This is a genomic window from Fictibacillus sp. S7 (assembly GCF_004127935.1).
Classification (GTDB): Bacteria; Bacillota; Bacilli; order Bacillales; family Fictibacillaceae; genus Fictibacillus_C; species Fictibacillus_C enclensis.
The window spans coordinates 2,328,385-2,350,275 of sequence record NZ_QJKL01000001.1; the positions used below are offsets into that span (position 1 = coordinate 2,328,385).

19 protein-coding genes, 16 tRNA genes, 1 rRNA gene and 1 pseudogene are annotated in these 21,891 nt (G+C 44.5%); 1 reads left to right on the forward strand and 36 read right to left on the reverse strand.

Annotated features, from left to right (window positions below):
- Nucleotides 1-2 precede the first annotated feature (2 nt).
- The 18 genes and pseudogenes from DMO16_RS25185 to queG all read right to left on the reverse strand — a co-directional run.
- Nucleotides 3-188 (reverse strand): annotated as a pseudogene (locus DMO16_RS25185) (MerR family transcriptional regulator); the annotation flags it as partial.
- 102 nt (nucleotides 189-290) lie between these two features.
- Nucleotides 291-662: a YidH family protein gene (locus DMO16_RS11935; protein ID WP_061967049.1), complete on the reverse strand. Its 372-nt coding sequence runs from the start codon at nucleotides 660-662 to the stop codon at nucleotides 291-293.
- A gap of 75 nt (nucleotides 663-737) precedes the next feature.
- Nucleotides 738-2,483, reverse strand: a complete 1,746-nt coding sequence (locus DMO16_RS11940) for a phospho-sugar mutase (RefSeq protein ID WP_129477648.1) — start codon at nucleotides 2,481-2,483, stop codon at nucleotides 738-740.
- Between the two features lie 207 nt (nucleotides 2,484-2,690).
- Nucleotides 2,691-4,244 carry a bifunctional GNAT family N-acetyltransferase/carbon-nitrogen hydrolase family protein gene (locus tag DMO16_RS11945; RefSeq protein ID WP_061967044.1) on the reverse strand — a complete coding sequence of 518 codons (1,554 nt, stop codon included), beginning with the start codon at nucleotides 4,242-4,244 and terminating at the stop codon, nucleotides 2,691-2,693.
- Nucleotides 4,245-4,283: 39 nt separating this feature from the next.
- Entirely contained in the window at nucleotides 4,284-4,679 is a 396-nt protein-coding gene (locus DMO16_RS11950) for a VOC family protein (protein ID WP_425590034.1), read from the reverse strand.
- Entirely contained in the window at nucleotides 4,676-5,329 is a 654-nt protein-coding gene (locus tag DMO16_RS11955; protein ID WP_061967042.1) for an HAD family hydrolase, read from the reverse strand. Before DMO16_RS11955 ends, DMO16_RS11950 begins: the two co-directional genes overlap by 4 nt.
- A 139-nt stretch (nucleotides 5,330-5,468) precedes the next feature.
- A complete protein-coding gene (locus DMO16_RS11960; RefSeq protein WP_061967039.1) occupies nucleotides 5,469-6,332 on the reverse strand; it encodes a ComEC/Rec2 family competence protein in 864 nt (287 codons plus the stop codon).
- Nucleotides 6,333-6,436: 104 nt separating this feature from the next.
- Nucleotides 6,437-7,603, reverse strand: a complete 1,167-nt coding sequence (gene yhbH / locus DMO16_RS11965) for a sporulation protein YhbH (RefSeq protein ID WP_129477651.1) — start codon at nucleotides 7,601-7,603, stop codon at nucleotides 6,437-6,439.
- Nucleotides 7,604-7,813: 210 nt separating this feature from the next.
- Nucleotides 7,814-7,993 carry a FeoB-associated Cys-rich membrane protein gene (locus tag DMO16_RS11970; protein WP_061967034.1) on the reverse strand — a complete coding sequence of 60 codons (180 nt, stop codon included), beginning with the start codon at nucleotides 7,991-7,993 and terminating at the stop codon, nucleotides 7,814-7,816.
- Nucleotides 7,994-8,019: 26 nt separating this feature from the next.
- On the reverse strand, nucleotides 8,020-10,026 hold the full coding sequence (gene feoB / locus DMO16_RS11975) for a ferrous iron transport protein B (protein WP_129477653.1): 2,007 nt from the start codon (nucleotides 10,024-10,026) through the stop codon (nucleotides 8,020-8,022).
- The gene (locus DMO16_RS11980; RefSeq protein WP_061967029.1) at nucleotides 10,023-10,250 is read right to left on the reverse strand and encodes a FeoA family protein; all 228 of its coding nucleotides are present in this window, start codon (nucleotides 10,248-10,250) and stop codon (nucleotides 10,023-10,025) included. The genes feoB and DMO16_RS11980 overlap by 4 nt, the downstream gene beginning before the upstream one ends.
- A 153-nt stretch (nucleotides 10,251-10,403) precedes the next feature.
- Nucleotides 10,404-10,586 (reverse strand): hypothetical protein, encoded by a 183-nt coding sequence (locus DMO16_RS11985; protein ID WP_074440504.1) that lies wholly within the window; start codon nucleotides 10,584-10,586, stop codon nucleotides 10,404-10,406.
- A gap of 48 nt (nucleotides 10,587-10,634) precedes the next feature.
- Nucleotides 10,635-11,192 carry a signal peptidase I gene (gene lepB, locus DMO16_RS11990; RefSeq protein ID WP_061967024.1) on the reverse strand — a complete coding sequence of 186 codons (558 nt, stop codon included), beginning with the start codon at nucleotides 11,190-11,192 and terminating at the stop codon, nucleotides 10,635-10,637.
- Nucleotides 11,193-11,367: 175 nt separating this feature from the next.
- The gene (locus DMO16_RS11995; RefSeq protein ID WP_129477655.1) at nucleotides 11,368-13,263 is read right to left on the reverse strand and encodes a PrkA family serine protein kinase; all 1,896 of its coding nucleotides are present in this window, start codon (nucleotides 13,261-13,263) and stop codon (nucleotides 11,368-11,370) included.
- 420 nt (nucleotides 13,264-13,683) lie between these two features.
- Nucleotides 13,684-14,157: a tRNA (uridine(34)/cytosine(34)/5-carboxymethylaminomethyluridine(34)-2'-O)-methyltransferase TrmL gene (gene trmL / locus DMO16_RS12000; RefSeq protein WP_129477658.1), complete on the reverse strand. Its 474-nt coding sequence runs from the start codon at nucleotides 14,155-14,157 to the stop codon at nucleotides 13,684-13,686.
- 72 nt (nucleotides 14,158-14,229) lie between these two features.
- Entirely contained in the window at nucleotides 14,230-15,117 is an 888-nt protein-coding gene (locus DMO16_RS12005) for an amidase domain-containing protein (protein WP_061967018.1), read from the reverse strand.
- Between the two features lie 83 nt (nucleotides 15,118-15,200).
- A complete protein-coding gene (locus tag DMO16_RS12010; protein ID WP_129477660.1) occupies nucleotides 15,201-15,740 on the reverse strand; it encodes a methylated-DNA--[protein]-cysteine S-methyltransferase in 540 nt (179 codons plus the stop codon).
- Between the two features lie 60 nt (nucleotides 15,741-15,800).
- Nucleotides 15,801-16,946 (reverse strand): tRNA epoxyqueuosine(34) reductase QueG, encoded by a 1,146-nt coding sequence (queG, locus tag DMO16_RS12015; RefSeq protein WP_129477662.1) that lies wholly within the window; start codon nucleotides 16,944-16,946, stop codon nucleotides 15,801-15,803.
- A gap of 88 nt (nucleotides 16,947-17,034) precedes the next feature.
- On the opposite strand from queG, the gene DMO16_RS12020 reads away from it, so the two are divergent.
- A complete protein-coding gene (locus DMO16_RS12020; protein WP_129477664.1) occupies nucleotides 17,035-17,697 on the forward strand; it encodes a B3/B4 domain-containing protein in 663 nt (220 codons plus the stop codon).
- A 194-nt stretch (nucleotides 17,698-17,891) separates the two neighbouring features.
- Here the strand turns inward: DMO16_RS12020 and DMO16_RS12025 are convergent, their stop codons facing one another.
- From DMO16_RS12025 to rrf, 18 genes are all read right to left on the reverse strand, one after another.
- Nucleotides 17,892-19,526 carry an APC family permease gene (locus DMO16_RS12025; RefSeq protein WP_129477666.1) on the reverse strand — a complete coding sequence of 545 codons (1,635 nt, stop codon included), beginning with the start codon at nucleotides 19,524-19,526 and terminating at the stop codon, nucleotides 17,892-17,894.
- A gap of 305 nt (nucleotides 19,527-19,831) precedes the next feature.
- Nucleotides 19,832-19,916 (reverse strand) — tRNA-Leu (locus tag DMO16_RS12030).
- 32 nt (nucleotides 19,917-19,948) lie between these two features.
- Nucleotides 19,949-20,037 (reverse strand) — tRNA-Leu (locus DMO16_RS12035).
- 14 nt (nucleotides 20,038-20,051) lie between these two features.
- Nucleotides 20,052-20,126, reverse strand: a tRNA-Cys gene (locus DMO16_RS12040).
- Between the two features lie 18 nt (nucleotides 20,127-20,144).
- A tRNA-Gly gene (locus tag DMO16_RS12045) sits at nucleotides 20,145-20,219 on the reverse strand.
- Nucleotides 20,220-20,224: 5 nt separating this feature from the next.
- Nucleotides 20,225-20,299, reverse strand: a tRNA-Gln gene (locus DMO16_RS12050).
- Between the two features lie 6 nt (nucleotides 20,300-20,305).
- Nucleotides 20,306-20,381 (reverse strand) — tRNA-His (locus DMO16_RS12055).
- 4 nt (nucleotides 20,382-20,385) lie between these two features.
- A tRNA-Trp gene (locus DMO16_RS12060) sits at nucleotides 20,386-20,459 on the reverse strand.
- 29 nt (nucleotides 20,460-20,488) lie between these two features.
- A tRNA-Tyr gene (locus tag DMO16_RS12065) sits at nucleotides 20,489-20,572 on the reverse strand.
- A gap of 80 nt (nucleotides 20,573-20,652) precedes the next feature.
- A tRNA-Thr gene (locus DMO16_RS12070) sits at nucleotides 20,653-20,728 on the reverse strand.
- An 8-nt stretch (nucleotides 20,729-20,736) separates the two neighbouring features.
- A tRNA-Phe gene (locus tag DMO16_RS12075) sits at nucleotides 20,737-20,812 on the reverse strand.
- Between the two features lie 23 nt (nucleotides 20,813-20,835).
- Nucleotides 20,836-20,911, reverse strand: a tRNA-Asp gene (locus tag DMO16_RS12080).
- Between the two features lie 3 nt (nucleotides 20,912-20,914).
- A tRNA-Met gene (locus DMO16_RS12085) sits at nucleotides 20,915-20,991 on the reverse strand.
- Nucleotides 20,992-21,148: 157 nt separating this feature from the next.
- Nucleotides 21,149-21,224, reverse strand: a tRNA-Val gene (locus DMO16_RS12090).
- A gap of 41 nt (nucleotides 21,225-21,265) precedes the next feature.
- Nucleotides 21,266-21,340: transfer RNA gene (locus DMO16_RS12095), tRNA-Glu, on the reverse strand.
- A 16-nt stretch (nucleotides 21,341-21,356) separates the two neighbouring features.
- Nucleotides 21,357-21,447, reverse strand: a tRNA-Ser gene (locus DMO16_RS12100).
- A gap of 6 nt (nucleotides 21,448-21,453) precedes the next feature.
- Nucleotides 21,454-21,528, reverse strand: a tRNA-Asn gene (locus DMO16_RS12105).
- A gap of 11 nt (nucleotides 21,529-21,539) precedes the next feature.
- A 5S ribosomal RNA gene (gene rrf / locus DMO16_RS12110) occupies nucleotides 21,540-21,655 on the reverse strand.
- Nucleotides 21,656-21,891: the final 236 nt, after the last annotated feature.

Consider the following 21,891-nt stretch of genomic DNA (forward strand, 5'->3'; position numbering starts at 1 on the left):
TTTTCTTTAATCTTCTCTAAAGGAAGATGCTGATTTTTATAATAATTAATCCACTTAAGCTGCTCTAAAGCTTCTTCACTGTAAAATCGATAATTTGATTGGGAACGTTCAGCCTTTAACAGGCCAAGCTTCGTATAATAATCAATAGTTCTTTTTGAAACGCCTGCTAATGTTGCTAGTTCACTGATACGGTACTTCCCAAATCAATCACCCCAATGCATAGATAATAAACAATTTTACAGAATTTCAACTATACAGTCAAACGTTTCAGTTCCTCCAGCAACGGAGATTTACACAAAAAAATAGCTGACAATTAAAATCAGAATGACAAGGATCAGCGACAAAGACATGATAAAAACCATGGTTACCGGGGACTGAAAGGTCTGGGAATTAATTTGTTTCCGTTTGTTCAAATAATCAACCGTCGAAAAAATGATGGCCGCCACTCCAAGGAGAAAGAATATCATTCCTACTGCAGCAACCACCTTTCCCTCCAGCTGCAGCACCCTGAGCTGCAAGGAGAAATGAAAGTTCAAAAAGACAAAGCCTATGCCCGCCATAGCGATGGCTGTCCGTATCCAGGCCAGATAGGTCCTTTCGTTCGCGAGATGCTGCTGGATGTATTTTGAATCCACGGTCTGTTTACGCTCCCTTTCGATCATTTACACCTCCCGGATCCGCATTTCTTGAATCACCAAAAAAGCAGACCCGGAAGATCCGGGCTGCTTTGAGATGGATTACTGAGCAGCAGCGACAAGCTGGCTGACAAGGTCCATAACGTCATTCTTCAGACTTTGCAGCAGATTTTCACTGTCACTGTACGTATTGGATTGGACGGCAAAGTAAAATTTGATTTTTGGTTCAGTACCCGATGGACGTAGACAGAACCATGAGCCGTCTTCTAAAACATATTTTAAAACATTGGAGGCTGGGAGGTCAATCTGGGTCTTCTCTCCCGTTTGAAGGTTACGCTGTTTGCCTATGCTGTAATCTTCCACATACAACACTGCTTTCCCTGCTATTTCGGACGGAGGGGTAGCTCTGAAGCTGTCGAGGATGTTTGCAATTTGTTCAGCGCCTGCTTTTCCTTTAAGCGTAAGGGATTCCAGGCCTTCAAGGTGATAGCCGTAAGTGGAAAACACATCCATAAGGCCCTCATACATCGTTTTGCCTTGCTTTTTGTAATAAGCTGCTACCTCAGCTGCCAGCAGGCAGGCTTGTACCGCGTCTTTGTCCCTCACAAAGTCACCGATAAGATAGCCGTAGCTCTCTTCATATCCAAACAGGAAGGTATGCTCCCCGGTTTTCTCATATTCTTTAATCTTTTCTCCGATAAATTTAAATCCAGTGAGCGTATCCACCGTTTTAAGTCCAAAGGAGCTTGCAATCTCTCTTCCAAGTTCAGAAGTAACAATTGTTTTTAGCACAACGCCTTTTGGACAAAGTTCGCCCTGTGCCTCTTTTTGTGATAAAAGGTAATGCAGCAGGAGTGCTCCTGTCTGGTTTCCGGTAAGCACCACATACTCACCATCCAGATTCTTGACTGCTACCCCCACCCGGTCTGCATCAGGATCCGTCGCAATCAGGACATCCGCATCTTTTTCTTTTCCATACTGAATGGCAAGCTCGAAAGCGGCATGTTCTTCAGGATTTGGTGATTTGACCGTGGAAAAATCGGGATCAGGCAGTTCCTGTTCTTTGACTACCGTGACATTTTTAAAACCGATCGCCTCAAGGCCGTTTCGAACAGGAAGGTTCGCCGTTCCATGAAGAGGTGTAAAGACAATGCTTAAGTCTTCCATGTCCTTGATCAGGTCTGGATTTACAGTGATGCCTTTCAACTGCTCCAGGTAAGCAGTATCAATTTCTTCACCCACGATCTGAATTAGACCGTCCTCCTGCAATTGGGATTTATCTTTTACAGAGATGGCAAGTTCATTTTCAACCTCTTCCACCTTTTCGGTTAATAGGTCTGCTTCACGTGGAGGAAGCTGGCCGCCGTCAGGCCCGTACACTTTAAATCCATTATATTCCGGCGGGTTATGGCTTGCTGTAATCACAATTCCGCTGAACGCCTTTAAATAGCGGACAGCAAATGAAAGAACGGGAGTCGGCCGCAGGCTTTCAAACACATAGGTCTGTATTCCCCTTGAAGCCAGTGTACCGGCAGCTTCCATTGCAAATTCAGGAGATTTATGTCTTGAGTCATACGCGATCACCACACCGCGTACCTTTGCTTTCTCACCTTGTTCTTCAATAAAGCTTGCCAAACCGGAGGATGCTTTTCGGATCGTGTATGTATTCATTCGATTCGTTCCTGGTCCGATTTCGCCCCTCATTCCACCTGTACCGAATTCCAGATTTTTATAAAAGGAATCCTCCAGGCCCGTCTCTGTTTTTTCTAATTCTTCCAGCTGCAATCGAAGCTCCTCGTCAAGAGTTGGTTCGTTTCGCCATTTTTCATATGATGTCTTCCAGGTCATTTTCCGACTCTCCTCCTTTTATATGCTGAATCTCTGTTTATTAAATCATTATTGTCTCTTTATTATAGCGCAGAGCCGCAGACAGGAAAACCGCTTTCGACATGCTTCGCATAAATATCTTTCCATTTCTGTAAGAAGTGACATATTTCCCGAGGAATATTTCATTTCATGTAAAAACGGCAGGGAATTTCCCTGCCGCCATGCACCTTACATTTTACTTTTGCTTTTTTGAATGACTTCATAGAGATCCAGCCGCCTGTTCCGGAGCTGGGTGACATTCCCGGTCTTGCGCTGTCTGCGCAGGATTTCCAGGTCCACATCCCCGACGACCACGGTCTCAATGTTCGGGTGGCATTCTCCGACGATGCCGTCACGCGGAAATGCGAAGTCTGAAGGGGTAAAGATTCCGGACTGTGCATATTGAATATCCATGTTTTCTACCTGCGATAGGTTTCCAACAGTCCCCGCAATCACCGTATAAATTTCATTTTCTACCGCTCTTGCCTGCGAACAATACCTTACCCGGACATAGCCTTGCCTGTCTTCTGTACAGAACGGGCTGAAAATAATATTCGCTCCCATATCCGTAACAATTCTTGAAAGCTCAGGAAATTCAATATCATAGCAAATAAGGATGGCGATCTTTCCGCAGTCGGTATCAAACACCTGAACCTTATCTCCCGGTGTGATTCCCCACCATTTTCTTTCATTCGGGGTGATATGAATCTTATATTGTTTCTCGATTGTCCCATCTCTGCGGAACAGATAGGCAACGTTATAAATATTTCCATCCTCCTCCACAAAATGGGAACCGCCGATAATATTTACGTTGTATCGTACGGCTAACCCTGTAAACAGTTCGATATAATCCTCGGTAAATTCAGTTAAACGGCGAATGGCCTGGCTTGGGCTTTTCTCCTCCACAAATGAGAGAAGCTGAGTCGTAAGCAATTCCGGAAATACGGCAAAATCAGATCCCTGATCTGCCGCCACATCGGTATAATACTCTACCTGTGTTGCGAAGTCATCAAATGATTCAATGGTTTTCATCATGTACTGAATCGCAGTAATGCGGATCGGCTCACTTGTTTTGAAGTGCCTTCGTGTGTTATGCGGATGGTAGTCCACATTGTTCCATTCCATTAATGTGGCATATTCCTTAGATTGCTTATCATCCGGCAGATAATGGCGGTTGATTCTCATCACGGTAAAACCGTTCATGAGCTGGAAGGTAAGCACTGGATCATAAATGTTGTGGTGGATGACTTCCTTCACATAATCGCGTGGTGTCATTTCTTTGGAGTATTTATAATAGTTGGGAATCCGTCCTCCAAGAATAATACTTTTTAAGTTCCATTCTTCCGCAAGCTCTTTTCTTGCTTCATACAGGCGTTTTCCAATTTTCATCCGCCGGTAATCGGGATGAACCATAACCTCTATTCCATATAGATTATAGCCATTTGGATTATGGTTCGTGATATAGCCCTCATCCGTTATTTCATCCCATGTATGCTGATCATCGTACTCATCAAAGTTAACGATCAGGCTCGAACAGCTTCCAATAATTTTCCCCTCAAAGGTAACAACAAACTGGCCTTCCGGGAAAATATCAAGATGACTTTCAAGCTGTTCCCGCTTCCAGGGTTCCATATGCCCCGGAAAACAGATCCGCTGCAATTCAAGTATTTCATCTATATCATTGTATTGAATATTTCTCAGTTCAATTTTTTTCTCGAATTTTGAAACATCAACTTCGCTCAATGGATTCACTCCTTAACTCCTATTTTATTTTAATGTTTTTCAGCCCCAGACTTTCATTCTTCCGGCTAAAGAACCTGTATTCAATTCAAGCTGAATCCCGTCAGGATCCACAAAATTCACACACCTGCCGTCCCCGCGAATAACGGGTCCTCTGATGATGCTGACTGAATTGGCTTTTAAGGTTTCAACGGCCTGATCAAAATCGGAATCAGAGATCGTAAATGCCACGTGATCCATACCGGCTTTGCCAGCTTCTGCCCTATTATCTTCTCCCCGTTCAAGCAAACAAATCCAAACAGGCCCCCACTCGATATAAGCATCGGTCCGGCCCCGGTGTATCAAAACCGCACCTAAAACATCAACATAAAAAGAAAGGGATCTTGTCAGGCTGCTGACAGTCAGTGTGAGATGATTGATGCCCCGAATGGGAATCATCCGAATTTCCTCAGCAATTCCTTAAACTGCAGTTCGGCCATCGTTTCCATTTGATGGTCAACATCCCCAAACACCAGCCCCTTTGTTACTTCATTTGGAATAACCACACAATACAAGCCAGCCTCTTTGGCTGCTATGGCTCCATTCGCGGAATCCTCAAATGCAATAGCCTCTTCAGGCTTCACACCGAGACATTTTACAGCTTCACGGTATAAAGCAGGGTTTGGCTTCACGTGTTCTACGTCATCAGACGTCTTGATGCAGTCGAAATAGGGAAGCAGATTCAGTTTTTCCAGGTAACCCGTCACCCAGGCACGGGATGAGCTTGTCGCCAAACCAATTTTCAAACCGAGCTCCTTGGCCGCCTCCAGATAATCCTCTACACCAGGAAGAGCGCTTGTTCCATCAAGCATGGCCACCACCCGTTCATGATGCATGGCACGGAGTCCTTCCCTGTCCACTTTTTCACCTATCTGTTCCTCTAGATATTCGAAGGGATCCAAGAAATCCTTTGTTCCAATGCATTGCTGCCAGACTTCAAGGGGCATATGGCTTGAATGCTCTGAAAAAATTTCCTGGATGGCAAGATACACGGATGTTTCCGAATCCAGAATCAGCCCGTCAAAGTCAAAAACAACAGCTTTAATCATATTGCTCTCATCTCCCCTCTCTTCCTTCTTATTTTCTTATCCAGCACAAAAAAGTGCAAGGGGGAAGCTTTAGATGCCAGCCAACATTTATACCCGTTTTTCTCATTAAAAAAACAAGACAGCCTCATTGCGGGCTGCCTTATTTGAAACCGTTCGTCCGGTATGTGATCTTTTTTCCGTTGCTGATGGCGGTAATCACGCCAAGCTGATCGGTTCGGTAAGTCGTCATGTTTCTGCGGGCCAGCCGGTACAACACTTCCTTTGAGGGATAGTGATAAGGGTTGTTCTTGCCAACAGAGATAATGGCCGTTTTTGCATGGACCGCTTTTAAAAACGCCATGGTTGTCCCTGTATTTGCTCCATGATGGCCGATTTTTAAGACATCTGCCCGTACATCTTTCTTGGACGAAAGCATCTCCTTTTCGGATTCCATACCGGCATCCGCCATTAATAAAAATGAATTTTTGCCGTGGGTCACTTTCATTACGGCTGAATAATCATTAATGTATTTATAATAAGAAGACCTTGGAGCAAGCATTTCCATCTTTACAGAAAATCCAAATCGAAAGCTGACTCCTGCTTTTGCCCGCTCTACCGGTATTTTCTTTTCATTGATTATTTTAAACAAATCGTGGTAGTAAGCGGTGTCATAGGGCAAATTCGGCATATAAATCTTTTTGACGTTAAAATTCCGGATCACATCGTCCATTGAACCGATATGGTCATGGTGGGGATGGGTTGCCACCAGTACATCAATATCAGCCACACCCTGGCTTTGAAGATAGCGGGTGATTTCCGGACCGTCATTTTCATCTCCCGCATCCACCAGAACATTTTTACCATTTGGCGTTTGGATTAATATACTGTCGGCCTGGCCAACATCGAGAAAATGCACTTTGAGCGGCTCAAACCAGGCCCCACTCGCATTTTGAGGAGAGAACCACAATACAAGCGCAGACAGAAAAAAAACCGTGACCATCAGCTTTATTATTCGGATATTCACAGGCTCCGGTCCCTCCCAACTTTGGTTATGAATTAGTTATATGTAATTTTCGGGAATAATAAAAGAAATCCCATTATCCAATAGATGGATAATGGGATCCCTCGTTAGCGCGCAGCTTCCCTCTTTTTAAAGAAGCTTTTCATGGAATGATATACGTCTGCTTTTTCCTTTAAAATGTAATAATTGAACTTCGGATCAGTTATGTTCTTATAGACACTCATTAAGGTGGAATGGCGATTATAAGCATTAACCTCGCCATAGCCAAACATATTGCTGTGCTGCATGATCTCCTGTACGAGCTTCACACAGCGTGCGTTGTCGCTTGTCAGGTTATCACCATCTGAGAAATGAAACGGATAAATATTAAAACGGGATGGAGAATATTTGGTTTCGATAAGTTCTAATGCCTTTCTGTATGCGGAAGAACAAATGGTTCCGCCGCTTTCCCCCTTATTAAAGAAGTCTTCCTCAGAGACCACCTTTGCTTCAGTATGATGAGCAATAAATTCAATTTCAACGGTTTCGTATTTGGATCGAAGAAAACGGGTCATCCAAAAGAAAAAGCTTCTTGCCATATACTTCTCCCAAATCCCCATACTTCCTGATGTATCCATCATGGCAAGCACCACAGCCTTGGATTCAGGCTTTACGACTTCATTCCATGTCTTAAACCGGAGATCATCGTTATAAATCGGCGCAATGGCCGGTTTGCCTTTTAGGGCATTACGCTTGAACGCTGTAAGAATCGTGCGCTTTTTATCGACATTGCCCATCAGGCCGGTTTTTCGGATGTCATTAAATTCAACTTTTTCAAGAACGATATTATCCTGTTCTTTTTGCTTCAGATCCGGCAGTTCCAATTCTTTAAATAAGAACTCCTGAAGCTCCGCCAAGGAAACTTCCGCCTCCGAATAGTCGGATCCCGGCTTATCTCCCGGCGCGCCTTTGCCCTTTCCGGCTCCGGCCTGGCCCGGATTTCCGTCCCTGGCCACCACATCGCCGACCTTGCTGTCTCCTTCTCCTTGCCCCACATGCTTGTTCTTTTCATAATTGTAACGTATTTTGTATTCATCCAATGAACGAATGGGTATTTTTATGACGTCCCGCCCATTAGAAAGAATGATGTTCTCTTCACTGATCAAATCAGGCAAATTGTTTTTAATAGCCTCCTGGACCTTTTCCATGTGACGCTGCTGGTCATGGTGGCCTTTGCGGTGGAGGGACCAGTTTTCCTGAGAAACTACAAAATTGTTTTTCGCTTCCTCGCCCATTATTTCCCCTCCTTCTTTGTACATGCTCATTGTTTTATTTGAATGGTAATGGATCAAATTGATAAAAGAACCACCCGCTTTTTGAATGTAAAAAGGGTTGGTTACACTATCCTATGCAAGATAAGACGAGAGTTGCTATGTAATTGGCACATTTTATAAAGAACCGTAAAAAAATAAAAGCATCCCATGGCAAGCCATGGAATGCTTTTTTTATTTCGTGTAGTTGTTAAATGCGACTTTGCTTTCTGCCATATCACTGCATGCGGATTGACAGCCTTTCTTCATTGAACAGGTCGCGCATTTTCCTTGTTTGCTTTTTTTCACAAAACGAAAGATAGTAAAACCTGCGTATCCAAAAATCAGTATTCCGAGCAAAATATTAAGCAGCATTTATACTCCCTACTTTCTGGTTAAACTTAAAATCCGAGCAGCTTGCCGCCCTGGTATATGATCAATGAAACAATATAGGCGATCAGCAGGGCATAGATGATGGAAAACCACGTCCACTTGGCAGATCCTGTTTCTTTTTTGATAACAGCCACTGTCGCCAGACAAGGGACATAGAGCAGCAAGAATGCCATAAAGCTGTAAGCCGATAATGAGGTGAAATGGTGGGCCATGACTCCTTGCAATGTATGAAGATCCGGCGCAACATAAATGATATTCATGGTAGAAACAACGACTTCTTTGGCCAGGAAGCCGGTGATCAACGCAGCACCTGCCTGCCAGCTGCCAAACCCGATCGGTTCAAACAGCGGGGCGATGGCTCCGCCGATCAATGCAAGGAAGCTTTTATTCATGTCCACACCCAGTCCGCCGGGACCTGCATAACTGAGGAACCAGATGATAACAGATCCTCCGAAAATAAACGTACCTGCTTTTTTGATGAAGCCTTTGCCCTTCTCCCATGTATTGCGCATCAATGTACGCCATTGAGGAATACGATATGGAGGAAGCTCGATCACAAACATCGAACTTTCCTCTTTCAAAATGGTGGAAGAGAAAATCTTCGCCAGCGTTAGTGCAATCACGATACCAAGGAGGTAGAGCGAAAGGACAACAAGTGCCTGGTTTTGTGTGAAAAAGGCACCCACGAACAGGCTGTACACCGAGAGTCTCGCGGAACAGGACATGAGCGGTGTGAGTATGATGGTCAAAAGCCTTTCCTTTGGCTGTTCAATGGTACGTGCCGCCATAATTCCGGGTACATTGCATCCAAACCCGATAATCATCGGGATAAAGGCTTTTCCGTTCAGACCAATGCTCTCCAGCGTTTTATCCATCACCATGGCAATTCTCGCCATATATCCAGAATCCTCAATAAAGGAGATCAGGAAGAACAGGATCATGATTTGCGGAACAAAGACAAGAACGCCGCCTACACCGGCAACAATCCCATCGAGAATAACGGCCTTAATAAAGGCAGAAGCTCCTGCGGCTTGAAGCATTGACGTCAGGCCGTCAGTGAGCGGTCCCGTTAAGAACGCGTCAAGCATGTCTGAGATCGGGCTGCCAAGCCAGTCAAACGTCAATTTGAAAATCAGGTACATAAAAAGGATAAAAATTGGTATCCCCAAAAACTTGTTGGTCACGATGTTATCGATCCGGTCGGTCAATGTATAGGTGACTTCTTCGCCTTTTTGAAGGGAAACATCAAGCACTCCTTTTATATACTCCGCCCGTACGGCGCGGATATGATAGGAAAGTGATTTGGCCCCCTCTTCGGATTGAACCTGTGCCTCGGTTTCTGCAAAAATGCGTTGAAGCTCAGCTTCAGGCATCATTGTTTTCAGCAATGCATGCACCACTTCATTTCCTTCAAAAAATTGAAGAGCAAGCCAACGTTTTGGCGGCAAATTTTCGGCGTCCGGCATTTTTGCCACGAGCGTCTCCATCGCTCTTTCCAGCGGCTGACCATATGAAATATACAAGGGCTTGTTCTCTTGTTCTTCATTGGTTAAAAGCCCTGCAAGCTCTTTACAGCCGGATCCTGTACGGGCCACTATCGGCAAAACGGGGCTTTGTAATCTCTCGGACAGTTTCTTTTCATTAACCATGATTCCGCGGCCCTTGGCTACGTCAACCATGTTCAGCCCGATCACTACAGGTTTTCCATATTCGAGAAGCTGAATCGTTAAGTATAAGTTTCGTTCAAGCTGGGAGGCGTCAACGATATTGAGAACCATGGAAAAATTCTCTTCAATCAAAAAGCGGGTTGCCACCCCTTCATCCCTGGACAAAGGATTAAGTGAATATATTCCGGGCAGATCGATAAGATGCCCTTTTTTATTATTCAGCATGCCGACTTTCTTCTCTACCGTTACACCTGACCAGTTCCCAACGTATTCATACGAATTGGTGAGAATATTAAATAAAGAGGTTTTTCCGGTATTCGGATTTCCGGCAAGTGCGATTTCAATCATGAATGGCACACCTGGATCAATTTGGCTTCACTTCTGCGAATGCCCACCCACTGTCCGCCGGCTTCCACCGCAAACGGACCTCCAAATGGGAGGATTCGTTTAATGCTGATTTCCGTTCCTTCCATGATACCCAAGTCAAGCAATCTTCTTCGTACAAGTACATTCACATGTTCCGTATTGGTGATTTTTGCTTTTCCGCCAGCTTTAATGTCCGTTAATACCATATATAGCACCTCTGAGAGAATGATAATTATTATCAGTATTTTAATCTCATTATATGAGATTGATTCTCATTAGTAAATAGATATTTTGAATTTCCAAACAAATTCCGCAAAAAAACCTGTCCAGGTCATCCCGGAGCAGGTTTTTCGCAACGATTATTTATCTTTTTTTGCTTCTTCATCCTCAAATTGATCCGGATCAGGCATTTTTCCGCTTTTTTTCACATTTACGTTGGTGGACATGTGTTCCATCACTTTTCCATGCTCTTTCATTTCTTTTAAATTTGGTGTCATGGAGCTGTTTTTTGGTTTATCGATATAATCCTGTTCTCTGGACATAACCATCACCTCTTGCCTCCACTATTCCCAATACTCCTCGTCAATAAACTACTTTATGACTTTCAATTCCTCCATCGGCCAATAACGCAGGTTCACTTCCCCGACGATTTTGCTTTCATCAACCAGCCCGATGTGCCGGCTGTCAATGCTATGAAGCCGGTTGTCTCCCATCACAAAAACCTTTCCTTTCGGGATCACCTTTTTCCCGGTGACTTCTTCCAGCGTAAAATCTCCCGTCAGGTTCCCGTTGGTCACCTGTTTTTTATAATCATCCAAGTAAGGTTCATCTACCTGTTTGCCGTTGATAAAAAGATGATCGTTTATATACTCGATGTGCTCTCCCGGCATACCGATTACCCGCTTGATGTAATCCTCCTGCGAATTTGCATGAAACACGATTAAATCAAATCGCTTAGGTTCACCTATATTGTAGCCTAATTTATTTACAATCAGCCTGTTCCCGTTTTCGATCGTAGGCATCATTGATTCTCCATAAACAACGTACTGCTCAAATAAAAAGTTTTTTATTAGCAACGCTAGAATAAGTGCAATTCCAATGGCTTTGATCCAATCCCATAATTGGCTGCTCTTCTCCCTGGAACTCATCCTTTCACTTCCTTTTTGTTAGCGTATAGTATTAATTTACCACTATAGTTTATCATATTACAAGGTATTCTCCTCCTGTTTGGTTTTTATTCTTATGTGTAATGTGTTCTGCTGACAACCTTTTTAAAGATAAAAAAACGCATCCCATTTTTACAAAGGGATGCGTTTTTTACAGTTACCGGTTTAACAGGCTTCCTACATATTTCAGTAGTTCATTCGCTGATGTCGTATTATACCCATGCTCATCCACGAGACGGGCGATTACTTCATTCACCTTTTTCAGTTGTGCTTCATCCGGTGTTTTTGAGGATGTTGTAATCTTTACCACGTCTTTTAGGTCAGCAAACAGCTTTTTCTGAATCGCTTCTCTTAACCGTTCATGAGAATTATAATCGAATTTCTTTCCTTTTCTGGCATACGCTGATATTCGGATCAATATTTCTTCCCTGAAGGCTTTCTTGGCATTTTCAGAGATCCCGATTTGCTCCTCAATGGATCGCATGAGTTTTTCATCCGGGCTCATTTCTTCACCTGTGAGCGGATCTCTCAGCTTGTTTTTGTTGCAATAAGCTTCAACGTTGTCGAGGTAATTGTCCATCAGTGTCTTGGCAGACTCCTCATAAGAGTAAACAAATGCTTTTTGAACCTCTTTCTTGGCAATCTCGTCATATTCTTTTCGGGCAAGAGAGATAAAGTTAATAAAGCGTTCTTTATCCTCTTTCGTAATGGACGCATGATGATCCAGTCCATCCTTCATCGATCTGAGCACATCGAGTGCGTTGATGGAGGTTATCTCTTTGCGGATGATGGCAGACGAAATCCGGTTGATGACATACCGCGGATCAATACCGCTCATGCCTTCATCGGCAAATTCTTTTTGAAGATCTTCGAGATCAATATGATTATAACCTTCCACGATTTCACCATCATACAGCCTCATTTTCTTGATGAGGTCCATGCCCTGCTTTTTGGAATCCATCAAGCGGGTAAGTACCGAGAAAATGGCCGCCACCCGAAGCGCATGAGGAGCAATATGAACATGGGACATGTCACTTTCTTTAATCATTTTTTCATAAATGCGTTCTTCTTCCGAAACCCTCAGATTGTAAGGGACACCCATTACGATAATTCTCGAATGAAGAGCTTCATTTTTCTTGTTGGCGATAAACGAACGGTATTCCGATTCATTGGTGTGCGCCACAATCAGCTCATCAGCCGAGATAAGGGCAAAACGTCCTGCTTTAAAGTTGCCTTCCTGCGTTAATGATAAGAGATGCCAGAGGAATTTTTCATCACACTTCAGCATTTCCTGGAATTCCATCATCCCCCGGTTGGCTTTGTTCAGTTCTCCGTCAAAGCGGTAAGCGCGGGGATCCGATTCTGAACCGAACTCTGCAATGGTGGAAAAATCAATGCTGCCGGTTAAGTCGGCAATATCCTGTGACTTCGGATCGGACGGACTAAACGTTCCAATCCCTGTCCGTTTATCCTCGGAAAAAAAGATTCTCTCCACTATTACATCTTCAATGCAATTGCCATATTCCTTTTCAAGCCTCATAGTGTTCAACGGGGAGAGGTTGCCTTCAATTCGAATGCCAAATTCCCGGTAAAAATCATCTCTTAAATGATGCGGTATGAGGTGCAGCGGATCTTCGTGCATCGGACAACCTTTAATGGCATAGACTGCCCCTGCCTCTGTTTTCGAATAATCTTCCAGACCCCTCTTAAGCATGGTGACAATGGTGGATTTCCCTCCGGAAACTGGCCCCATCAGCAAAAGTATCCTTTTTCTCACGTCCAGCCGTTTGGCTGCAGGATGGAAATACTCCTCCACCAGCCGCTCGATTGAATCTTCAAGTCCAAAAATCTGGTTGTTAAAAAAGTTATACTTCTTGGTTCCGTTCACTTCCTCTATTCCAGCATCTTTAATCATATTATAGACTCGGGAATGAGCGGACTGAGCGACATAGGGACGTTCCTTTAAAATCTCAAGGTATTCTCCGAAGGTACCTTCCCAGGCAAGACGCCTCTCTTCTTCACGGTGCAATTGGATTTTACCTAAAATATCCATGTGTACCCCCTTGCGTAGTGTTTGCATCCTTCGTTTGTTAATCTACTTTATGCGAGGATGTCCCCAATCATTCAACTTGTTTTATGAATTTCGCAGGATTGCCATATTGCCACAGAATTTAATGAATGATAGTGGTTTTAGTATGGGTATGATACGAGTTGAAGAAATAGTCTTTTCTTTTTGAGGCTGTGTTTGCCGTTGTACGATGACAGCGGTTTCGTTATAATAAAAGAAGATACGGAACCATTACACCAAAAGGAGGAGACCGCATGAGTTTTATCCTGATATTAGGAGTTATGCTTACGTTCTTGACCGCTATTTTCACTGCGGGATACAATGATAATCCTGGAGCCAAATAATCAGTACATATAAAAAAACGCCCCGAGCCCGGGACGTTTTTTTATTTATTTCACCAGCAGCTTATGTGAGCGCCGGAAAACCTTGCTGGCGCAATGCTTCATAAATTAAAATGGCGGCTGTATTGGAAAGGTTCAGCGACCGGATGTTATCATTCATCGGCAGCCTGAAACAATACTCCTCGTTTGCCTTCAATAATTCATCCGGCAATCCGGTTGTCTCCCGGCCAAATACAAAAAAGTGATCCCTGGCCGGCGCGCTGTAATCCATATCGGTATACCGCTGCTTTCCAAACTTTGTAATATAGTAAAACAATCCTTCCGGAAACCGTTCAAACAGTTCTTCCAGCGAATCATAGTAATGAACATTTACATGTTCCCAGTAATCAAGACCTGCACGCTTTAGCTGTTTGTCATCCGTTGAGAAGCCAAGCGGCCGAATCAGATGCAGTGAAGTGCCTGTTCCCGCACATGTACGGGCAATATTCCCTGTATTCGCCGGGATCAGCGGCTGATAAAGAACTACATGTAAACCCAAAACTCTCACCTCGTATACTTATATCTTCATTATTATAGCACTTTTATGAAGAATTAGCCCTGAGGTGGGACTTTACGTAATATGAAAGAACTTATATTTAATTTTCGGAGTATAAGCCGTAGAGTCTTCATACCTCCAATACCTCATCCGGCTGTCCGTGGAATGGGCATTTACCAGCGGCTCGCCCGAAGAATCCTTCCCCACGACAATGGTGGTATGCTGCCAGTGACCGTCGCCGTCAAAATCATAGCAAATAACATCACCCGGGATGAGCTGACTGGCAGAGGATTTCTCCCTCGCCTGGAGGGTTGCCTTTGATCCGCTTAAATACCACCGCATGGCGTTGGCCACTGTCCAACTGTAGCTCCAGTCATGATACTTAAACCACCACCCTTTGGAACGTGTCCCGTGATGGGCCATGGGAATGCCTCCCCCCGCATGAAGGCACTGGGAGATATAGTTTGTACAATCAACATCAAATGACTTGTAGGCTGGATTGTACGTATTCCACCATCGCTCGGCATACTGTACCGCTGCAAGCCGATCGTACGTATGCTTTCGAGGTTCAGGCGGATCCGTTTCCCTTTCGATCTTCACTTTTTCTTTATGCTTCCCTTCAGGATTCAGCAGCTGGTCGCTGATCAGCACGTCGTCTTTAAACACAGCCCGCCTCTGCTGGATCCACTCCTCAACATAAAAATCGAATCCATGCCGGATTAAATTGCTGAAGTGAAGTACATAATCTACCTGTCTCGTATCATTAAAAACCGAATGCCTGAGAACCTGCGCCTCCACATTATTATTGACAAGAACCGCATTCCTTTCATGCAGTGCCTGTTTTTTCCTTGCAAAGCTTTCCCTTTCCTCCATCGGAAGCTGAACACTATCACTCCAGTTCTCATTGACCATCCAGTCGGTCAGCTTTTGGACATAAAATTTGAGATGTTCCAGCCAGTTCATATGGCACCTCCACTGCTGCAAAAGTAACGTACTATTACCATATGAATCAGAGCCAAAAAAAAAGAACCGTCAAAATAAACGGTTCAGGAAGACTTAGGTATAAAGTTTTGAAGCTCGATGTTTAAAAGCAGCTCTTTTTTATCCAGACCCCCGCCGTAACCGACCAGGGCGCCATTGCTCCCTACCACACGATGACAAGGAATAATGATCGGAACTGGATTTTTATTGTTTGCACTGCCTACAGCTCTTACTGCTTTTGGTGCACCAATTCCTTGAGCAATGTCTTTATAGGAACATGTGGCACCATAGGGAATTCCCTTAAGCTCCTCCCACACTTTTATTTGAAAAGGAGTGCCATATAAATCCAAAGGAATAGTAAACTGTTGGAGATTCCCGCTGAAATAACTTGCAAGCTGATCAACAACCGGTTTGAGTTCTTCCGGTGAATGGATCAGTTCCCCCTTAAGATAGTGCTTTGACATCCAGGATTGAAGGGATGGTAAATTTTCTTCAAGGCTCCCAAAGTCAATCCGGCAAATGCCGTTTTGTGTAGCGATAACAGTCAGGGGGCCCATGGGGCTATCCATTTCCTCGTAAGAGAATAAGGTTTTGATATTACACATAAAAATCCCTTCTTTTATTTTCTTGGTTTCTATACTAACGGACATGTAGTTGCGATGCGATTAGTGTATGCCTTGATTTTGAATCATTTGAAGGCCTTTGTTGATCTCAGCTGCCACATTTCCGTCATTTTCTTGTTCTTTCGCCGAAATAAGCTCGTTTTCCGCCGCCTCTGAGCCTATTTTACCGAGTGCCCAGGCAGCGGTTCCGCGAATAACAGGCCTTTGGTCCTCCTTCATGAGCTGCGCCAAATCTCCGACAGCACTGGTATCCTTAAAATGGGCAAGCGCAATGATGGCATTTCGTTGAATCGGCTTTTTCCCCCTCCAGGAACCGGACACATGGCCGAACTTCTCCTTGAATTCCCGGTTGCTCATCTTCAGTAACGGCTTTAATAAAGGTTTTGCAATTTCAGGATCCGGCTCCATTTCGGGATGAAGGTGAAAATCTTTTCCTTTATTTTTAGGGCAGACCGTTTGGCATGTGTCACAACCATACAACCGGTTGCCGATCTTTTCACGATATTGATCAGGAAGAAAATCCTTAGTTTGTGTTAAAAAGGCGATGCATTTGTTCGAATCGAGCTGTCCCCCTTGTACGAGAGCGCCCGTAGGACAAGCCTCCACACAGATGTTGCAATCTCCGCATTGGTCTGTGATGGGCGTATCAGGCGGAAGATAAACCGTCGTCAGCATCTCTCCCAAATAAACAAATGAACCAAACTCCGGCGTAATGGTTGCGCAATTTTTTCCGCTCCAGCCAATTCCGGCACGTTCTGCCACCGCACGATCAGACAGTTCGCCGGTATCCACCATCGACACAGAACGGGCATGCGGGGCTTTTTCAGCGATAAATGCTTCCAAAAGCCTTAATTTCTCACGCAAAATATGATGGTAATCCACACCCCAGGAAGCTCTGCAAAATATTCCTCTTCTCGCTTCCCTTGTACTTTGTGGAGCATCTTTCATCCTGGAAGGATAAGCAAGAGCAATCGAGATGATGGTGTTCGCTCCCTCAAGCAGCAGCTGGGGATTCGTCCGTTTCTCGATATCTTTTTCTTCGAATCCAGATTGGTATCCGTGGTTCTGCTGTTCCTTCAGCCTTTCCTTCAGTTCCGCAAAGACATCCGCGGCAGCAAACCCAATCTTGTCGATACCAATTGATTTACTATATGCAATGAGTTCTTCTTTTAACTGGGCGCCTGTCATGACTGCACCTCCTTTCTCCTTAAATGGATGATTTCATCTATGGTAAACTAACTATAAAATAAAGCTATAAGATAAGGGTGAAAAGTTGATGATTAAACTGGCAGAGGACATAAAAAAGCTTGTTCCTTCCTTTAAAATGGGCGTAATACTATATCATGATATCGTGATTGAAGAATCACCGCAAATGCTAAAAGGCAGATTCCAATTATTTCTTGAATCCCTGAAACTAGATGCTCTTGAAAAGGCGGCGGCCGACCACCCGGGTATACAGGAATGGCGTCAGGTCTTCAAAAAGCTCTCCATGGATCCGTCCCGCTACAGGCCTTCCTCTGAAGCTCTCCTGCGCCGTGTATATGGCGGCAAGGACGTAGCACTGGTCAATTCGGCCGTTGACGTAAATAACTTCTTTTCCCTTCAATATGGTATACCTTTAGGGATTTATAATGCAGATGGGGTTCATGGAGACGTTGAAATTAAAATAGGAGCTCCTGGAGATCAATATGAAGGGTTAAACGGTCGTTTAATGAACATGGAAGGGAAACTTCTGTCAGCAGACGAAAACGGCGCATTTGGAAGCCCTATCGTCGATTCCAAACGCACCATGACAGGAGAACAGGTCAAAAATGCCCTCCAGCTCGTTTACCTCAGACCCTCCATGGCGGACGATGAGGCCCAAAAACTGCTATCAGCGATAGAGAAAATGTTTGTTCAAATCCACGGCGGTTCCTCTGACTCCTATCTCATCCAATAAAAAAAGCGCAGGACTTCATTTAAAACGAAGTCCTGCGCTAAAACCTACAACTGCCTTGATACCAATATAATCAGCGTGTATTAAAAATATGACAACCTTCCATTACTTTTTATGAAATCAGGAATTTTTACACGATGTATTAAAACCATAAAAAAAGAAGTGCACCATTTATGCACTTCTTTTTACCGTAATAGTTAACCTACTTCTTCCCCAGACTCGTTCCCTCGTTTCGACATTTCTTTAACTCTAACTTGCTCATTCAGTTTAGCTGCTTCGTCTAAATACTCGGTTTGAATCCCGCTTTTTACAGCCCAATAATAAAACACAAGGGCTAAGCATGCAATGAGAACCATATCCCAGCCAAATGGAATGATGTTGGCTCCTCCAAATTTTTCACTTCCCAGGTAGGAGATAAACATCATGCAGATTAAGTAAACAACCATCCAGAGTCCTGCCAGGAAATTCGTTTTGAAACCTTTCCATTTCTTTCTCGCCTGATAATAAAAGTAAATCGGAAGGCCAATCAAAATAAAGAATAGCACCTGTCCAGTCAGCGGCCATCTTGCCCAATACAGCGTTAAAGAGGCAAAGACGAACCCGCATGGTGCGATGATGCTTAGTGCTTTAACACGTAATGGACGATATAGATTCCTGCCTGTCCGTCTTAATGTCATGACGGTAACTGGGCCGGTGATATAAGAGATAAGGGTTGCTACTGAAATAACTTCTGCTAGTACCCCCCAGCCTCTAAAGACAAACAGAAACAGAAAACATACAGCAAGATTTAAATACATAGCAGGACGAGGCACACGGTAAAAAGGGTGAACCTTTCCAAACACTTCTGGTAAATATCCGTTCTTTTCCATTCCGTAGATCATTCTCGCTGTGGTGGCCGTATACGTAGTTCCTGTGCCGGAAGGAGAAATGAATGCATCACAATAAAGTAGAATGACAAGCCAGTTAATGCCCAGTGCAATGGCCAAATCGGCAAATGGCGAATTGAAATTTAAATGATGCCAGCCTTTAGCAATCGTGGCAGGACTGACAGCCCCGATAAAGGCCACTTGCAATAAAATGTAGATAACGGTTGCGATCAGAAGAGACCCTACAACTGAAAATGGAATAGTGCGGCCGGGATTCCTTGCCTCGCCCGCCATATTAATGGGGCTTTGGAAACCGTTGAACGCGAATACAATCCCTGAAGTAGCTACGGCAGTTAGTACACTGGCCCATCCATAAGGAGCTAAACTGTGCCCGGATGTAAAGTTCTCCCCATGAAATCCTACGAAAAGAAGCGCTCCAACCGTGAGTCCAGGAATAACAATTTTAAAAATTGTTATCAGGTTATTTGCTTTGGCAAACAGGCTGACTGCCCAATAGTTCAAAAAAAAGTAAATCAGCATCAATACTGAAGCGATAAGCAATCCTTTCCCGGTAAGGGTGCCTTCCGTCACTAACGTGTGCGTCCACCTTGCCCATTTCCACGGCCATGAACTCATATATTGCACAGAGGCGATTGCTTCAACAGGAATAACAGAAACAATGGCAATCCAATTGGACCAGGCTGCAAGAAATCCTACAAACGATCCATGAGAATACTGTGTGTATTTCACCATACCTCCGGCTTCAGGAAACATGGCGCCTAATTCAATATAAGAAAGCGCTATAAATAAAATAACGATCATGCCGATGATCCAGGAAAAAACAGCGGCTGGACCGGCGATTTGTGCAGCTCTCCATGCCCCAAATAACCAGCCGGATCCAATGATCGATCCGAGCCCGACCATGGTCAGGGCAAAAGTTCCCATCTTTCGTTGCAAATCACTCATTCATGAAACTCCCTTCCAAATTTTAAAGAGGAATACTGAATATGATTACCGACAGCCTTCCATCTACAAATTTCGCCTTTTTTTTACATTTGTTTAGGGTAGAGCACATAATTGGCAAAGTGTTTATTCTTTTGTGAACAATTTGAGAGTGGAATAGTATTAGGCGCCAAATGCACGTATATTAGTATGCGATAATGTAATGGAGAAAAAACGTATATCTCTGCGTACTGAAAAAGTATAAAGAAAAAAAACGTTCCTTGCACTGTGCAAGGAACGTCTATATTTAACGTTATTATGTTATGTAATGGTACCGGTGGTCGGGGTCGAACCGACACTCCCAAGGGAACACGATTTTGAGTCGTGCGCGTCTGCCAATTCCGCCACACCGGCATGTGAAAAGTAAAGCTGGCAGTGTATTTAATTGGTGCCGAGGGCCGGACTCGAACCGGCACGGTAGTCACCTACCGCAGGATTTTAAGTCCTGTGTGTCTGCCAATTCCACCACCCCGGCTGGGTGGTATGTAGTGGAGGCGGCAACCGGATTCGAACCGGTGGATAAGGGTTTTGCAGACCCTGGCCTTACCACTTGGCTATGCCGCCATTTAAAGATCATATAATTGGAGCGGAAGACGGGATTCGAACCCGCGACCCCAACCTTGGCAAGGTTGTATTCTACCACTGAACTACTTCCGCATATATGGCTGGGCTAGCAGGATTCGAACCTACGAATGACGGAGTCAAAGTCCGTTGCCTTACCACTTGGCTATAGCCCAATCATATGGGGCGACCGATGGGAATCGAACCCACGAATGCCGGAACCACAATCCGGTGCGTTAACCACTTCGCCACGATCGCCATATGGCAGGGGCAGTAGGAATCGAACCCACACCAAAGGTTTTGGAGACCTTCGTTCTACCTTTAAACTATGCCCCTAAATCAAAATAAATGTGCTAAAAATTAGATGGTGGAGGGGGACGGATTCGAACCGCCGAACCCAAAGGAGCGGATTTACAGTCCGCCGCGTTTAGCCACTTCGCTACCCCTCCATGAGAGACAAAACCTATTTTAATACATATCCATGTATTCTTCAAGAGGAAATTTCTTACACTTCGAACAAAAAGGATAGTGGTGCCGGCTAGAGGACTTGAACCCCCAACCTACTGATTACAAGTCAGTTGCTCTACCAATTGAGCTAAACCGGCGCCAAAAATGGTGGCTCGAGACGGAATCGAACCGCCGACACGAGGATTTTCAGTCCTCTGCTCTACCGACTGAGCTATCGAGCCAAAACTTCTTATTAAAGATAAAATGGCGGACCCGACCGGGATCGAACCGGCGATCTCCTGCGTGACAGGCAGGCATGTTAACCGCTACACCACGAGTCCATTTGGTTGCGGGGACAGGATTTGAACCTGCGACCTTTGGGTTATGAGCCCAACGAGCTACCAGACTGCTCCACCCCGCGATGATATTAAGATTACGGACGATGTGTCCGAGTATGAGGAACTCTTCCTCTACCAGTATTTTCTTAGAAGTGTATGCGTCGAGTTTACTCGCAGCTTAATCGTGCTGTAGCGCTCGTTGCTCCACCCCGCGATGATAATCAATATATTAAGATAAAATGGTGGAGGATGACGGGTTCGAACCGCCGACCCCCTGCTTGTAAGGCAGGTGCTCTCCCAGCTGAGCTAATCCTCCGAAAGGTTTATATGTATAAGTTTTTTTCTTCGAAAAAAACATGGTGACCCGTACGGGATTCGAACCCGTGTTACCGCCGTGAAAGGGCGGTGTCTTAACCGCTTGACCAACGGGCCGTATGTTAAGTAATTATGGCGGAGAGCAAGGGATTTGAACCCTTGATACGCGGTTAACGTATACACGATTTCCAATCGTGCTCCTTCGGCCACTCGGACAGCTCTCCATATAATGGCTCCACAGGTAGGACTCGAACCTACGACCGATCGGTTAACAGCCGATAGCTCTACCACTGAGCTACTGTGGAATAATATATATGCCCGGCAACGTCCTACTCTAACAGGGGGAAGCCCCCAACTACCATCGGCGCTGAAGAGCTTAACTTCCGTGTTCGGTATGGGAACGGGTGTGACCTCTTCGCTATTGCCACCAGACATCTATCGATTTGTGATCAACGGCGATTTTCTTCGTCAGCTTCACTCCTCCTCTTCCTCATGTACGGTAAAGTACACTCCGGAGAGTCGTCGTTTTGCTTCCTCGAATCTCTTGTCGCTGACAAATCTTTTGTTTTTGAGGCATATTCCCTCAAAACTAGATAACTTCATCCAAACTTACTGATTTAATTAAGGATAAGCCCTCGACCGATTAGTATCTGTCAGCTCCACGTGTC